At 58.9% G+C, this 14220-nt stretch carries 11 protein-coding genes; 5 read left to right on the forward strand and 6 right to left on the reverse strand.

Going from position 1 to position 14220, the window contains the following annotated elements; genetic code table 11:
- Window positions 1-64: 64 nt before the first annotated feature.
- The gene (locus O1723_RS04830; RefSeq protein WP_014884998.1) at window positions 65-1489 is read right to left on the reverse strand and encodes a 6-phospho-beta-glucosidase; all 1425 of its coding nucleotides are present in this window, start codon (window positions 1487-1489) and stop codon (window positions 65-67) included.
- A gap of 18 nt (window positions 1490-1507) precedes the next feature.
- Window positions 1508-2959, reverse strand: a complete 1452-nt coding sequence (gene ascF, locus O1723_RS04835; RefSeq protein WP_014884997.1) for a PTS cellobiose/arbutin/salicin transporter subunit IIBC — start codon at window positions 2957-2959, stop codon at window positions 1508-1510.
- Between the two features lie 214 nt (window positions 2960-3173).
- Between ascF and O1723_RS04840 the strand changes: the two genes are divergently transcribed.
- The 4 genes from O1723_RS04840 to O1723_RS04855 all read left to right on the forward strand — a co-directional run bounded on the left by O1723_RS04840 (window position 3174) and on the right by O1723_RS04855 (window position 8114).
- Window positions 3174-4187: a LacI family DNA-binding transcriptional regulator gene (locus O1723_RS04840; RefSeq protein ID WP_023337691.1), complete on the forward strand. Its 1014-nt coding sequence runs from the start codon at window positions 3174-3176 to the stop codon at window positions 4185-4187.
- Window positions 4188-4321: 134 nt separating this feature from the next.
- On the forward strand, window positions 4322-4867 hold the full coding sequence (hydN, locus tag O1723_RS04845; RefSeq protein WP_008499565.1) for an electron transport protein HydN: 546 nt from the start codon (window positions 4322-4324) through the stop codon (window positions 4865-4867).
- 6 nt (window positions 4868-4873) lie between these two features.
- Window positions 4874-7090, forward strand: coding sequence for a carbamoyltransferase HypF (hypF, locus tag O1723_RS04850; protein WP_023337690.1), 2217 nt, complete (start codon window positions 4874-4876; stop codon window positions 7088-7090).
- A gap of 1 nt (window position 7091) precedes the next feature.
- The gene (locus O1723_RS04855) at window positions 7092-8114 is read left to right on the forward strand and encodes a HoxN/HupN/NixA family nickel/cobalt transporter (protein WP_023337689.1); all 1023 of its coding nucleotides are present in this window, start codon (window positions 7092-7094) and stop codon (window positions 8112-8114) included.
- A gap of 71 nt (window positions 8115-8185) precedes the next feature.
- On the opposite strand, the gene norW is transcribed toward O1723_RS04855, so the two are convergent.
- Both norW and norV read right to left on the reverse strand, forming a co-directional pair.
- Window positions 8186-9319 carry an NADH:flavorubredoxin reductase NorW gene (gene norW, locus O1723_RS04860; RefSeq protein ID WP_014884994.1) on the reverse strand — a complete coding sequence of 378 codons (1134 nt, stop codon included), beginning with the start codon at window positions 9317-9319 and terminating at the stop codon, window positions 8186-8188.
- Window positions 9316-10764, reverse strand: a complete 1449-nt coding sequence (gene norV / locus O1723_RS04865) for an anaerobic nitric oxide reductase flavorubredoxin (protein ID WP_014884993.1) — start codon at window positions 10762-10764, stop codon at window positions 9316-9318. Before norV ends, norW begins: the two co-directional genes overlap by 4 nt.
- 186 nt (window positions 10765-10950) lie before the next feature.
- Between norV and norR the strand changes: the two genes are divergently transcribed.
- A complete protein-coding gene (norR, locus tag O1723_RS04870; RefSeq protein ID WP_014884992.1) occupies window positions 10951-12465 on the forward strand; it encodes a nitric oxide reductase transcriptional regulator NorR in 1515 nt (504 codons plus the stop codon).
- On the opposite strand, the gene gutQ is transcribed toward norR, so the two are convergent.
- Window positions 12462-13427 (reverse strand): arabinose-5-phosphate isomerase GutQ, encoded by a 966-nt coding sequence (gene gutQ / locus O1723_RS04875; protein ID WP_014884991.1) that lies wholly within the window; start codon window positions 13425-13427, stop codon window positions 12462-12464. The two genes, norR and gutQ, sit on opposite strands and share 4 nt — an antisense overlap.
- On the reverse strand, window positions 13420-14193 hold the full coding sequence (gene srlR, locus O1723_RS04880) for a glucitol operon DNA-binding transcriptional repressor SrlR (RefSeq protein ID WP_248190676.1): 774 nt from the start codon (window positions 14191-14193) through the stop codon (window positions 13420-13422). Before srlR ends, gutQ begins: the two co-directional genes overlap by 8 nt.
- Window positions 14194-14220 lie beyond the last annotated feature (27 nt).

The raw sequence follows: 14220 nt of genomic DNA on the forward strand, positions 1-14220 counted from the left end.
CTTACCCGGCCTACCAAACCCGTTCCCTCTCCCTGTGGGAGAGAGCCGGGGTGAGGGCAACAGGCTACTCGAGATCGCCCCCGTTACTCGCAATCACCTTCTTATACCACCAGAACGATTTCTTGCGCTTCCGGTCCAGCGTGCCGTTCCCCGCATCGTCGCGGTCAACGTACACGAACCCGTAGCGTTTGCTCATTTCGCCGGTAGACGCTGAAACCAGGTCGATACAGCCCCAGGTGGTGTAGCCCATCAGCGGCACGCCGTCCTCAATCGCATCACCCATCGCGCGGATATGCTCGCGCAGATAGCTGATGCGGTAGTCGTCGTTAATCTCGCCGTTTTCATCAATGACATCTTTCGCACCCAGGCCGTTTTCCACCAGGAACAGCGGCTTTTGGTAGCGGTCGTACATCATGTTCATGGTGATGCGCAGGCCAAGCGGGTCAATGCCCCAGCCCCATTCGCTCACCTGAATGTGCGGGTTACGCAGGGACTTCACGATGTTTGCCGCGCTGGTGTTGCCCGCGTTCATATCCGCCGACGCGCAGCGCGAGGCGTAATAGCTGAACGAGACAAAATCGACGGTGTTTTTCAGCAGCTCGTCATCGCCGGTGTCTTTGACAATGACCACGCCTTTCTCACGGAACACGCGATCCGAGTAGGCCGGATAGCGGCCGCGTGCCTGCACGTCGATAAAGAACAGGTTCTCGCGGTCTTTCTCCAGCGCCATCCACACGTCTTCCGGTTTGCAGGAGTACGGATAGAAGTTACCGCCCGCCAGCATGCAGCCCACCTGATTTTCCGGGTTCACCTCGTGAGCGATTTTGGTTGCCAGCGCGCTCGCCACCAGCTCGTGGTGCGCGGCCTGATATTTTACCTGATCTTCGTTTTCACCTTCCTCAAACACCAGCCCGGCACCGGAGAACGGGCTGTGCAGCATGATGTTGATTTCGTTGAAAGTCAGCCAGTATTTTACCAGCCCGTCAAACGCCTCAAAGCAGGTGCGGGCGTAGCGGGCGAAGAAGTCGACCATCTTGCGGTTGCGCCAGGAGCCGTATTCCGTCACAAGGTGCATCGGCACGTCGAAGTGGCAGAGCGTGACCAGCGGCTCGATGTTGTACTTTTTGCACTCCTCAAATACCGCGCGGTAAAAGGCTATGCCCTCTTTGTTCGGCAGCGGTTCGTCACCGTTCGGGTAGAGGCGGCTCCAGGCAATCGAGGTGCGGAATACCGTAAAGCCCATCTCCGCCATCAGGGCGATGTCTTCTTTATAGCGATGGTAAAAATCAATCGCCTCGTGGCTCGGGTAAAACTCGTCGTCACGCAGCGAAAAACGCTTTTCCTTACCGAGCTTCACCGCCAGACGATTGGCACCGTGGGGGATCATATCGACCGTCGTCAGTCCTTTGCCGCCTTCACGGTAAGCACCTTCACTCTGGTTAGCGGCAAGCGCGCCGCCCCATAAAAATCCTTGTGGAAAAACAGACATTCTTACCTCGCTTTCAATTTATGCTTTTGCTGCGTTGTTCTGTACCGGCGCGGTCTGCAGAGCGCGCGCTTTTTCGGCCTCGTCTTCGACCGGGATATCCTCAAACCCTAACAGCAGGGTCAGAACAAACGACAGCACAACTGCCAGCGCCATCACGCCGAATACCCAGACGATGGTCATCGGGTTGGCCGGGTCGAAGAATTGCACGCTGGTAAACAGCCCCGGCGCCGCCATGGAGTGGCTGGCAAGACCCGCGATGCCAGCCACCGCGCCGCAGATAAAGCCGCTGATCAGGCTTGCAATCAGCGGACGCTTGAGACGTACCGCCACACCGTACAGTGCCGGTTCAGAGATCCCCGCCATGATGGCAGAAGCCGCTGCAGCCAGCGCCGTCTGGCGCAGTTCCGGGTTTTTGGTTTTCCATGCCACCGCTAAAGACGAACCGCCGAGCGACAGGTTGGCGCCGATTTCTGACGGCATGACCATCCCTTCTTTACCCGTTTCGGCAATGGTCTGAATGATGGTTGGCGTAAAGACGCGGTGCATCCCCGTCATGACCAGCAGCGGCCAGAGTGCGCCCATGATGGCGACGGAGAGCCAGCCCAGATAGCCGTGAATGGTGTAAACCAGTGCGGAGATAGCGCTCCCGATCCAGATCCCGAGCGGCCCAATCAGCACGATGGCGAGCGGGGCGGCAATCAGGACGATCAGCATCGGCTTGAGGAAGTTTTTCGTCACCGCCGGGGTAATGCGATCGACCCAGCGTTCGATGTAAGACAGGCACCAGGTCATCACCAGCGCGGGGATAACGGTGTAGGTGTATTTCACCGCCGTCACCGGGATAAAGGCGAACTCAACATGCTCGCCCTGCGCGGCTTTCGCCATCAGCTCGATAAAGCTCGGGTGCACCAGCACGCCCGCAATGGCGATCGCCAGCGACATATTGGTTTTGAATTTCACTGCCGCCGAGGCGGCCACCATCAGCGGCAGGAAGAAGAATGCCCCGTCGCCAATCACCGTCAGAATGGTAAGCGTTGGCGCGCCCTTTGGCAGCACGCCGGTCATCTCAAGGATCATCGCCAGCAGCTTGACCATCGAACCGCCGATGATCGCGGGGATCAGCGGCGACATGGTGCCGATCAGCGCGTCGAGGATCCCGGCGCCAATGCGGCGTAACGTCAGCTTCTGCGGGCCTTCCGGCACCGCGGGCTGCAGGTCAACGGGCAGCAGGCTTACCACTTCGCGGTAGGCCTGAGAAACCGTGTTGCCAATGATCACCTGGCACTGGTTGTCGTTACGCACTACGCCAAGCACGCCGCTGATGCTTTTCAGGCGCGCGGCGTCGGTGAGGGTTTCGTCTTTCAGAACGAAACGCAGTCGCGTCATGCAGTGGGTGACGGCGACGATGTTCTCTTTGCCGCCCAGCGCGCTGATAACGTCGTTCGCCAGCGCAGCGTAATTTTTGGCCATCGGATGTGATCCTGTTATCGTTGTGTGAAATGTAGGAAACCGGTTCCACATAATCATCATGAGTTTCTTTGAGTGAAACAAGATCGATTTTTGGTCATTTTTTCAATTCGTGATGATGATCACTGGTCGGTAGCGAAAGCGTGATTTCGCCGCTGCGACAATTTTTCTGCAGTGCAGTACACTGCGCTTCATCAGATTCAGATGGAATAACAACATGACCACGATGCTTGAAGTGGCGAAGCGGGCAGGCGTTTCGAAAGCGACGGTATCCCGCGTGCTGTCGGGAAATGGCTATGTCAGCCAGGAGACCAAAGACCGGGTTTTTCAGGCCATTGAAGAGAGCGGTTATCGCCCGAATTTACTGGCGCGAAACCTGGCGACCAAACGTACCCAGACCCTGGGGCTGGTGGTGACGAACACCCTTTATCACGGCGTCTACTTTAGCGAACTGCTGTTTCATGCCGCACGAATGACGGAAGAGAAAGGGCGGCAGTTGATCCTCGCGGACGGCAAGCACAGCGCCGATGAAGAGCGCGAGGCGATCCAGTATCTGCTCGATATGCGCTGCGACGCGGTGATCATCTACCCGCGCTTTTTGAACGTGGATGAACTGGATGCGATCGTCGAGAAGTGTGAGCAGCCGATTATGGTGCTCAACCGCCGCCTGCGGAAAAACAGCAGCCACAGCGTCTGGTCCGATCATAAAGCTTCCTGTCAGGACGCGGTGTCGCAGCTGATTGCAAAAGGGCACCGGGAGATTGCGTTTATCACCGGTTCGCTGGATTCCCCGACCGGCGTTGAGCGACTGTCTGGTTACAAAGATGCGCTGACGCAGCACGGTATTGCCCTGCGCGACGAGCTTATCGCCGAAGGGAAGTGGAACCCGGCCAGCGGCGCGGCGGCGGTATCCGAACTGCTCGCACGCGGCGAACGCTTTACGGCGCTGGTGGCGAGCAACGACGACATGGCGATTGGCGCCATTAAACAGCTGCACGAGAGCGGCGTTGCCACGCCGGACGCGGTGTCAGTCATCGGCTTCGACGACGTGGCGATAGCGCCGTACATTGTGCCTTCGCTCTCCAGCGTGCGTATTCCGGTCACGGAGATGATCCAGGAAACCATCAGTCGTCTGATTTTCATGCTCGACGGCGGTGAATTCAAATATCAGCAAACGTTCTCCGGCGAGCTTATCCTGCGCGACTCCGTGACTGACGGCCCCCACTGCTGATGTCGACAGCTGTCATCGTCATAAGTGACGATGACAGTGCGGCTGTGATTTTTAAAATCATTTAAAATCAATTGGTTAATAATTGGCACGGTTTATGAATAGCTCCGCGCATAACTGTAATGCTGGAGAAGCAGATGAACCGTTTTATTATGGCCGATGCCAGTAAGTGCATTGGTTGCCGTACCTGTGAAGTGGCGTGCGTGGTTTCCCATCAGGCGGAGCAGGATTGCGCATCACTTACCCCCGACACGTTTTTGCCACGCATCCACGTCATTAAAGGCGTGAATATTTCCACCGCCGCTATTTGTCGCCAGTGCGAAGACGCACCGTGCGCGAACGTCTGCCCGAACGGGGCGATTAAACGCGAGAAGGGCTTTGTGCATGTGATGCAGGAGCGCTGCATTGGCTGTAAAACCTGCGTGGTCGCCTGCCCGTATGGCGCGATGGAAGTGGTTGTCCGTCCGGTAGTACGTAACAGCGGTATGGGCCTGAGCGTGCGGGCGGAGAAAGCCGAGGCCAACAAATGCGACCTTTGCTACCACCGCGAAGCTGGCCCGGCCTGTATGGAAGCCTGCCCGACCCACGCGCTGGTCTGCGTGGATCGCGACAAGCTCGAGCAGATGAGCGCAGAAAAACGCCGTCGCGCAGCCTTTGACACCTCGTCATCGCTGCTGTTTTAAGTCGCAATGCGCGTTAACGGCGTACAGCTTCGGGTGCGTGGCAAAGTGCAGGGCGTGGGGTTTCGTCCCTTTGTCTGGCAGCTGGCGCACCAGATGATGCTGACGGGCGACGTCTGTAACGACGGAGAGGGTGTCCTGGTGCGTCTCGCGGGTAATGGGGGGGACTTTACCGCGAGGCTGCGCCAGGACTGCCCACCGCTGGCGCGGATTGACGACGTAGACACGCAGCCCTTTAGCTGGTCCGCTCTGCCAACGGATTTTACCATCCGCCAGAGCGAGAGCGGAGCGATGGACACGCAAATCGTGCCGGATGCCGCCACCTGTCCGGCGTGCCTGGCGGAGATGCGCGATCCCCGCGAGCGCCGTTATCGTTACCCGTTTATCAACTGTACCCATTGCGGCCCGCGCTTCACCATCATCCGCGCCATGCCCTACGATCGCCCGGCCACGTCAATGGCCGACTTCCCGCTGTGCGCACCGTGTGAAGCCGAGTATCGCAACCCGGCCGATCGGCGTTTTCACGCTCAGCCGGTGGCCTGCCCGGACTGCGGGCCAGCGCTGATGTGGCGAGCCGGGGAAAGCGTCGCCACGCGCGAACCGGCATTACGCGCCGCAGTGGAGAAGCTAAAAAGCGGCGGTATTGTCGCCATCAAGGGGCTGGGAGGCTTTCACCTTGCCTGCGACGCGCTTAACCCGCAGGCGGTGGCGACGCTACGGGCACGCAAACAGCGCCCGACGAAGCCGCTGGCGGTGATGATCCCCGATGCGGATGACCTGCCGGAGGCGATGCAGACCCTGCTACGCTCTCCTGCTGCGCCCATTGTGTTGACGCCCAAAGCCTCGCTTCCCGCGCTGCCTGAGGCCATTGCGCCGGGGCTAGATTGTGTCGGCGTGATGCTGCCTGCGAATCCGATTCAGCATTTACTGATGATGGACTGCCAGCGTCCGCTGGTGATGACCTCCGGTAACCTCAGCGGCCGCCCGCCTGCGATGACGAATCAGGAAGCGCTGGATGCGCTCCGCGACATGGCTGACGGCTTCCTGCTGCACAACCGCGATATTCTGCAACGGATGGATGATTCGGTGGTGGATCGGGATGGCGCGATGCTGCGTCGCGCGCGCGGTTTTGTGCCGGATGCCATCACGTTACCCGCCGGGTTTGACGATATCCCTGCCATATTGTCTACCGGGGCAGAGATGAAAAATACCTTCTGCCTGGTGCGCGGAAATCAGGCTGTGTTGAGCCCGCATTTTGGCGATCTCAGTGACGAGGGGGTCGACGCACAGTGGCGTTCGGCGCTGGCAATGATGCAACAGGTTTATGCCTTTAAGCCCGCGCGTGTCGTGTGCGATGCCCATCCGGCGTATCACGCCCGTCAGTGGGCGCTGGAGCAGGGGCTGCCCGTTGAAACCGTGCTGCATCATCATGCCCATGCGGCGGCGTGTCTGGCTGAAAATGGCTGGCCGCTCGGCGGTGGGGACGTTATCGCCCTGACGCTGGACGGGATCGGCATGGGCGAGAATGGCGCGCTGTGGGGCGGAGAGTGCCTGCGGGTGAACTATGTCGACTGCGAACATTTGGGTGGCCTGCCTGCCGTTGCGCTGCCGGGGGGCGATCTGGCAGCGAAGCAGCCGTGGCGCAATTTGCTCGCCCACTGCCTGGCCTTTGTGCCTGACTGGCAGCAGTTCCCGGAGACGCGGGCAGTGCAGGGCCAGAACTGGCCGCTACTGGCGACGGCGATCCAGCGTGGCATCAACGCGCCGCGGGCCTCGTCCTGTGGACGCCTGTTTGATGCGGTTGCCTGTGCGCTGGGCATCGATACGCAGTGCTACGAAGGCGAAGCGGCCTGCAGGCTGGAAGCGCTGGCGGCACGGTGCAACGGTGTGAAACACCCGGTTACGCTGTCGGTGGACGACCTTGCACTTTTCTGGCAACAGTGGCTTGCCTGGCAGGCGGAGCCCTGCGAGCGCGCGTGGGCGTTTCACGATGCGCTGGCCAGAGGGCTGTCGGAGCATGCCGCATCCCATGCCCGACGCTTATCGCTTTCAACAATCTGCCTCAGTGGCGGTGTGTTACATAACCGCCTGCTGCGCGCGCGCCTGCGGCATTATCTTTCTGACTTTACGCTTCTTTTTCCTTCGCGCCTGCCTGCAGGTGACGGAGCGATCTCCTTCGGGCAGGCGGTGGTCGCCGCTGCCCGGTCATGTTCACAAAGGATTTAAAATGTTACGACTGTTACGCAATGAACCTCGCGCCGCGCTTCTGCTGCTGGCACTGGTAATGGCAAACCTGCTGGCCTGGGGCTGGGCATGGCACACCTTCAGCGGCAGTACGGCGCTGATGGCGGCAAGCCTGCTGGCCTGGTGTTACGGGCTGCGTCATGCGGTGGATGCCGACCACATTGCTGCCATTGATACCGTGACGCGTAAGATGATGCAGCAGGGCAAACGCCCGTCCGGCGTGGGGGCGTGGTTCTCGCTGGGGCACTCCACCATCGTGGTGCTGGCTTCCATCGCTATCGCCGCCACCGCCACGGCGTTTCAGAAAAATATGGCATGGTTCCACGAGACCGGGAGCCTGATTGGCACCGCCGTTTCCGCCACCTTCCTGCTGGCGATGGCGCTGGTGAATATGGTGATTTTGCGCGGCGTATGGTGCAGTTTCCAGGCGCTGAAAAAGGGGCATGCGGCCCGCAGCGACGTGGAGCTTCCCGCCCAGGGTGGGGTGATGAGCTGGCTGTTTGGCAAAACCTTCCGCCTCGTCAATAAAAGCTGGCAGATGTACCTGGTGGGCTTCCTGTTTGGTCTCGGGTTTGATACCGCCACTGAAATTGGCGTGCTGGGGATTTCTGCCGCCAGCGCCTCCAGCGGGATGTCGGTGTGGTCAATCATGATCTTCCCGGCGCTCTTCGCCAGCGGTATGGCGCTGGTGGATACCCTCGACAATTTGCTGATGGTCGGTGCCTACGGCTGGGCGTTTAACAAACCGCAGCGCAAGCTCTACTACAACATGACCATTACCGGTACCTCCGTGGTGGTGGCGCTGTTCATTGGTGGGCTGGAAGCGCTGGGTCTGCTGATGGATAAATTTGCCCTTAGCGGCGGCATCTGGGATGCGGTGGGCGCGGTAAACGATAACCTCGGCAACGCCGGATTTGTGGTGGTCGGGCTGTTTGTCGCCTGCTGGCTGATCTCCATGGCCAACTACCGCTGGCGCGGCTACGATGCGCTGGTGGTGCGCTCCTGAATTTTTGCCTCAACTCTCTTTTTGTTGTTTTGTAGGCCGGGTAAGCGCAGCGCCACCCGGCAATACGACGGTTAAGCAGGTAGCGATTTCAGCAGCGCAAACGCCTCCTTCATTCTCTCTTCGCTCACCACAAAGGCGCGCAGTTGGTCATCTGCGTCGATGCCGCGCGCCACCATCCCCTGTGATTCAATGGCGATTTGCCAGTTCAGATCCTGTCGCTGCGTTTCTCCCGCAAGGTGCAGCGGCAGGTCCGGCGTTTTCACCTTCACCAGCATCGGCGGAAGCTTTAGCGGCGCGCTGACGCCGATCAGGTTTTTCGCCAGGACCATGGCGCTCAACTGGATCGGTTGCAGAAACGGCAGCACCCGGCCATTAATTTCCGCGCAGTCGCCCAGGGCATAAATGTCCGGCTGTGAGGTTTGCAGGTAGCTGTCGACCTTTACGCCGCGGTCTGTTTCGGCGCCTGCGCGATGTGCCAGCGCGGTTTCCGGGCGCAGACCCGTCGCGGCAACCACCGCATCCACCTCAACGCTGCGGTTGCGGTCGAGCGCCCCACGAATGCCGCCTGCGGTTTTGCTCAGACTCTGTAACTGCGATTTGAGCAGCAGATGGACGCCCATGTTGGTCAGTCGATGCTGTAAGCGGCTGCTTACTTCTGCGGGCATCAGCGCCGACAGAATGCTCGCCGCGTGGTCAACCAGGGTAACGGTTTTACCCGCGCGGCAGAAATCCATCGCCAGCTCGGTACCAATCAGCCCACCGCCGACGATCATCACGCGTTGCGCATCGCGAAGCCCCGTTTCGCTTGCCTGATACTCCTGCTGGCTGTTTAGGGTGATCATCAGCTCTCGCCCTTCAACGGGCGGCACAAAGGCAGAGGCCCCTGTGGCCAGCACCAGCTTGTCGTACTGCCAGATTTTATCTTTCGCCTTCACGACGTGCGCGGCGGCGTCGATATCGGTAACCCAGGTGTAGGGAAACAGGCGCAGGTTAAACTGTTCCGCGAACTCCCCCGCCGTCTGGCGGGTGAGGTCTTCGGCGCGCTGATTCTGGCTGATGACATGGCTTAAATCAGGCTTGTTGTACTCATCCATGCTGTCGGCAGCGATCACCGTCACCGGCACGTTAGCGTCCTGTTTGCGGATATTTTTCACCAGCTGGCGGGCGGCGAAGCCCGAACCGATGATGACGATTCCGTGATTCATTTTGCCTCCGTACCCAGTTCGTCAAAGACGTCTTTACCGAGGGAACATTCCGGGCAGAGGAAGGTATCCGGCACGTCGCACCACGGTGTGCCCGGGGCAACGTCCTGAAGGGGTTCGCCCCGTTCCGGGTCATATATCCACTGGCAAACGCTGCACTGCATGCGTGGGCCGAGGTGTGCAGCATCGGCAGCTGCACAGGCACAGGCTTCCTGCTGTTCGGTAGGTTTTGCAGACGCCTCAGGAAGCGGTGCGAGCGCCCACTGACGGGCAATGTCGCGGCCATGCTGACGGCAAATTTCCAGCGCGTCGATATCCGGGCGCCATTTCGCTTTCAGACTCAGGGACATCTCAAAACCTGCATCCTGCAGACGGGTAGAGAGGCGATCTACCGCGCCGCCGCTCCAGCCGTGAGAGCCAAACGCGCTGGCGCGTTTGTTGCGAAAACGCAGGCCGGTCATCTCTTCCACCAGGCCAGCAATTTTCGGCATCATCACGTTGTTCATCGTGGAGGTGCCCACCAGCACGCCTTTTGAGCGGAAGACATTGGTGAGGATCTCGTTTTTATCGCTGCGCGCCACGTTGAAGATTTTCACCGCTACGTTCGGATCCACTTCGTTGATGCCCTGGGCAATGGCGTCCGCCATCATGCGGGTGTTATTGGACATGGTGTCGTAGAAAATCGTGATGCGGTCTTCCTGATAATCCGCCGCCCATTTCAGGTACAGCTCAACGATCTGGGTGGGGTTTTCACGCCACACCACGCCGTGGGAGGTGGCAATCATGTCCACCGGCAGGTTAAAGCCGAGGATCTCGGTGATTTTTGGCGTCACCAGACGGCTGAACGGGGTCAGAATGTTGGCGTAGTAGCGCTGGCACTGCTCAAACAGTTCGGTCTGATCCACTTCATCATTGAACAGGCGTTCGTCACAGTAGTGCTGGCCAAAGGCGTCGTTGCTGAACAATACCGCGTCGCCGGTCATGTAGGTCATCATGCTGTCCGGCCAGTGCAGCATCGGGGTTTCAACGAAGATCAGCTGTTTGCCGTTGCCGATATCCAGCGAGTCGCCGGTTTTCACGGTGTGGAAATTCCACTCCGGATGGTGGTGATGACCATTGATCGAGTCAATGGCGTTGGTGGTGCAGTAGATCGGTGTATTCGGAATGTACGACATCAGCTCGGTCAACGCACCGGCGTGATCTTCTTCCGCGTGGTTGATGATGATGTAGTCGATTGCGCCGAGATCGATTTCGCTGCGCAGGTTCTGCACGAACTCGCGGCTGAATTTGTGATCGACGGTATCGATCAGTACGTTTTTGCCTTCACGGATAAGATAGCTGTTGTAGCTGCTGCCGCGCAGCGTTTTGTATTCCGTCCCGTGGAAATCACGCACCTCCCAGTCACGTTGACCCACCCAATGAATGTTATTTTTAACCAGAATAGACATAGCAACCTCAACGTAATACAGCGTTTTTGAATAAGATGATTTGCCTATACCACATAGCGTGCCAACTTTTATTTTATTGATTTTAATGGATTATTTTTTCTATACCTCGTGATGAGTAGTCATTATGACTATCCTGATGACGGTCAATATGACACTATTTATTGTCAAAATGACAGCGAGGCAGCCATGAGTTTTTCCGTAGATGTGCTGGCGAAGATCGCCATTGAACTGCAAACCGGTATCGGTCATCAGGACCGTTTTCAGCGGCTTATCTCCACGCTGCGTCACGTGCTGGCGTGCGATGCCTCGGCGCTGTTGCGCTACGAGGGGAGACAATTTATTCCGCTGGCTATCGACGGGCTCGCGAAAGATGTTCTCGGGCGGCGGTTTACTCTTGAAGGGCATCCGCGGCTGGAAACCATTGCCCGTGCGGGTGACGTGGTACGTTTCCCGGCGGACAGCGACTTGCCGGATCCCTACGACGGTCTGATCCCGGGGCAGGAGAGCCTGAAGGTGCACGCCTGTATCGGTCTGCCGCTGTTTGCCGGACAACACCTGATTGGCGCATTAACCCTCGACGGCATGTCGCCGGACCAGTTCGACACCTTCAGTGATGAAGAGTTAAGGCTGATTGCCGCGCTGGCCTCCGGGGCGCTCAATAACGCGTTGCTGATAGAACAGCTGGAAAGCCAGAATATTCTTCCCGGCAGCCCGTCGGCGTTTGAGCCGGTGGCGCACACGGAGATGATCGGTCTGTCGCCGGGCATAGCGCAGCTTAAAAAAGAGATTGAGATTGTCGCCGCGTCCGACCTGAACGTGCTGATCTTCGGTGAAACCGGCACCGGTAAAGAGCTGGTGGCGAAGTCAATTCATGAAGCCTCACCACGCGCGGCCAACCCGCTCGTATACCTTAACTGTGCCGCATTGCCGGAGAGCGTGGCGGAAAGCGAGCTGTTTGGTCACGTCAAAGGGGCATTTACCGGGGCCATCAGCAACCGCAGCGGTAAGTTTGAGATGGCCGATAACGGGACGCTGTTTCTCGATGAGATTGGAGAGCTTTCGCTTTCGCTCCAGGCCAAGCTGCTGCGCGTATTGCAGTACGGTGACATCCAGCGCGTGGGGGATGATCGCAGCTTACGGGTGGACGTGCGCGTGCTGGCGGCGACCAACCGCGACCTGCGAGAAGCGGTGCTGGCCGGGCATTTCCGCGCGGATCTTTTCCACCGTCTGAGCGTGTTCCCGCTTACCGTGCCGCCGCTGCGCGAGCGCGGAGAAGATGTGGTTCTGCTGGCGGGCTATTTCTGCGAGCAATACCGTCTCAGAATGGGGCTTTCCCGCGTGGTACTCAGCCCGGGGGCGAGGGCGCATCTGTTGAGCTACGGCTGGCCGGGCAACGTGCGCGAGCTGGAGCATGCGATTCACCGTGCGGTGGTGCTGGCGCGGGCGACGCGTGCGGGTGATGAGGTTGTGATCCACGCGCGTCATTTTGCGTTGCACGATGACGCCGTGCAGGCGGTGGCTCAGCGTGTGCCGGAGAATGCAAATGAAAACCTGCGCGAGGCGACGGAAGCGTTCCAGCGTCAGATGATTACCCGCGCGCTGGAGCAGAACAACCGCAGCTGGGCGGCGTGCGCGCGGGCGCTGGAGATGGACGTCGCCAACCTGCACCGGCTGGCGAAGCGTCTTGGGCTAAAGGGTTAAATAATCCCCGCCTGGTAGAAATCCTGCAGGTTGATGGCACCGCAGAGCTTGCCGGCGTCATCCACCACCGGTGCGGCGGTGATTTTGCGCTTCATCAGCACCTCTTTGGCCTCAATGGCGCGGCTGTCGGCATTCAGCGTCAGCCCGCCTTTGGTCATCGCGTCAGACACTTTCGTTTCCAGTTTGCCACCCCCCACCAGCCAGCGCCGCAGGTCGCCGTCAGTGAATACGCCCTGGACGCTACCGTTGTCGTCACACACCGCGACCAGCCCCAGCCCGGTGCGGCTCAGTTCCAGCATCGCGTCCATCACGCTGGTATCGAGCTTGACCTGGGGAATGGCATCGTCAGTGCGCATCAGATGATGAACCTTATTGAGCAGCCGCGCGCCGAGCGCGCCCGCCGGATGCGAACGGGCAAAATCTTCTTCGTTAAATCCGCGCGCCTGCATCACCGCCATCGCCAGCGCGTCACCCATCATGAGGGTGTTGACGGTGCTGGAGGTCGGGGCAAGGTGCATCGGGCAGGCTTCACGCTCAACGGAAATATCCAGCGTCGCTTTAGCGGCCAGCGCCAGCGGCGAGCGGGATTTGCCGGTCATCGCCAGCAGAGCGACCGATTTCTCCTGCAGGCGCGGAATAATAAGATCCAGCTCTTTGGCCGAACCGGAGTAGGAGATAAACAGCATCACATCGCGGCTTTCGATCATCCCCAGATCGCCATGCAGCGCCTCGGCGGGATGCACGAAGAAGGCCGGGGTGCCGGTGCTCGCCAGCGTCGCGGCAATTTTTTTGCCGATATGGCCGGATTTACCGATGCCCGCCACGATCACTTTGCCTTCGCAGTGGATAATCGTGTTGGCGGCGCGAACAAAATCCTCGCCCAGACGTTCTGGCAGGCGGCTGGCTTCCTGCAGCTCCAGCATCAGCGTCTGGCGGCCCGTTTCTAACAGAAAATCACTCATCTCTCTCTCCGGTTACGATCACGTCGATACCTTTCTCTTCCAGCGCCTTTTTGAACGCCGGATCAATCCCCGCGTCGGTAATCAGCTTATCAACGCTTTCAAGGCTACAGACAATGTTGGGACTTTTGCGGCCAAACTTCGACGAGTCTGCCATCAAAATCACTTCCCGTGCGGCGTTGCACATCGCTTTACTGACGCTGAATACCTCATTGAAGGTCGTGACGCCTGCGTTCAGATCGATGCCGTCGGTGCCCATAAACAGCTTATCGAAGCTGAAGTGGTCGAAAGCGTTCTCGGCCAGCTGACCGTGAAACGACGCCGATTTTTTGCGAAAGGTGCCGCCGGGCATCAGGATAGTCTGCTCGCTGTCAAATTCCGACAGGGCGTTGACGATATGCAGGCTGTTGGTCATCACCGTGATGTTGTTAAAGCGGCTGAGCAGGGGGATCATTTGCAGGACGGTGCTGCCTGCGTCGAGGATGATGGAATCACCATCGTGAATAAATTTAACGGCAGCCTCGGCAATAAGCGCTTTCTGGTTGGTATTGATCAGCGTTTTGTGATCGATAGGCGGGTCAGCTTCGTCCTTATTCAGCATCACCCCGCCGTAAGTTCGGATGACGGCGCCAGAGTTTTCGAGCAATACCAGGTCCTTGCGTATTGTCGTGCCGGTGGTGTCAAAGTAGTGGGCCAGATCCTCCACCGAGCATTTCCCCTGCTTTTGCAGATACTCGAGAATGGCCGCCTGCCGCTGACGTGGTTTCATAGGCGCTTCGTTCCTTAGGTTGCGAAA

This window comes from Enterobacter cloacae complex sp. HYC080_NIDB, assembly GCF_056673325.1.

What these genes read in the sequence shown, in the direction of transcription:
- hydN (WP_008499565.1), top strand. Translation starts at nt 4,322, where the DNA reads ATGAACCGTTTTATTATGGCCGATGCCAGTAAGTGCATTGGTTGCCGT.
- norR (WP_014884992.1), top strand. Translation starts at nt 10,951, where the DNA reads ATGAGTTTTTCCGTAGATGTGCTGGCGAAGATCGCCATTGAACTGCAA.
- O1723_RS04830 (WP_014884998.1), bottom strand. Translation starts at nt 1,489, where the DNA reads ATGTCTGTTTTTCCACAAGGATTTTTATGGGGCGGCGCGCTTGCCGCT.
- norV (WP_014884993.1), bottom strand. Translation starts at nt 10,764, where the DNA reads ATGTCTATTCTGGTTAAAAATAACATTCATTGGGTGGGTCAACGTGAC.
- hypF (WP_023337690.1), top strand. Translation starts at nt 4,874, where the DNA reads ATGCGCGTTAACGGCGTACAGCTTCGGGTGCGTGGCAAAGTGCAGGGC.
- norW (WP_014884994.1), bottom strand. Translation starts at nt 9,319, where the DNA reads ATGAATCACGGAATCGTCATCATCGGTTCGGGCTTCGCCGCCCGCCAG.
- srlR (WP_248190676.1), bottom strand. Translation starts at nt 14,193, where the DNA reads ATGAAACCACGTCAGCGGCAGGCGGCCATTCTCGAGTATCTGCAAAAG.
- O1723_RS04855 (WP_023337689.1), top strand. Translation starts at nt 7,092, where the DNA reads ATGTTACGACTGTTACGCAATGAACCTCGCGCCGCGCTTCTGCTGCTG.
- O1723_RS04840 (WP_023337691.1), top strand. Translation starts at nt 3,174, where the DNA reads ATGACCACGATGCTTGAAGTGGCGAAGCGGGCAGGCGTTTCGAAAGCG.
- ascF (WP_014884997.1), bottom strand. Translation starts at nt 2,959, where the DNA reads ATGGCCAAAAATTACGCTGCGCTGGCGAACGACGTTATCAGCGCGCTG.
- gutQ (WP_014884991.1), bottom strand. Translation starts at nt 13,427, where the DNA reads ATGAGTGATTTTCTGTTAGAAACGGGCCGCCAGACGCTGATGCTGGAG.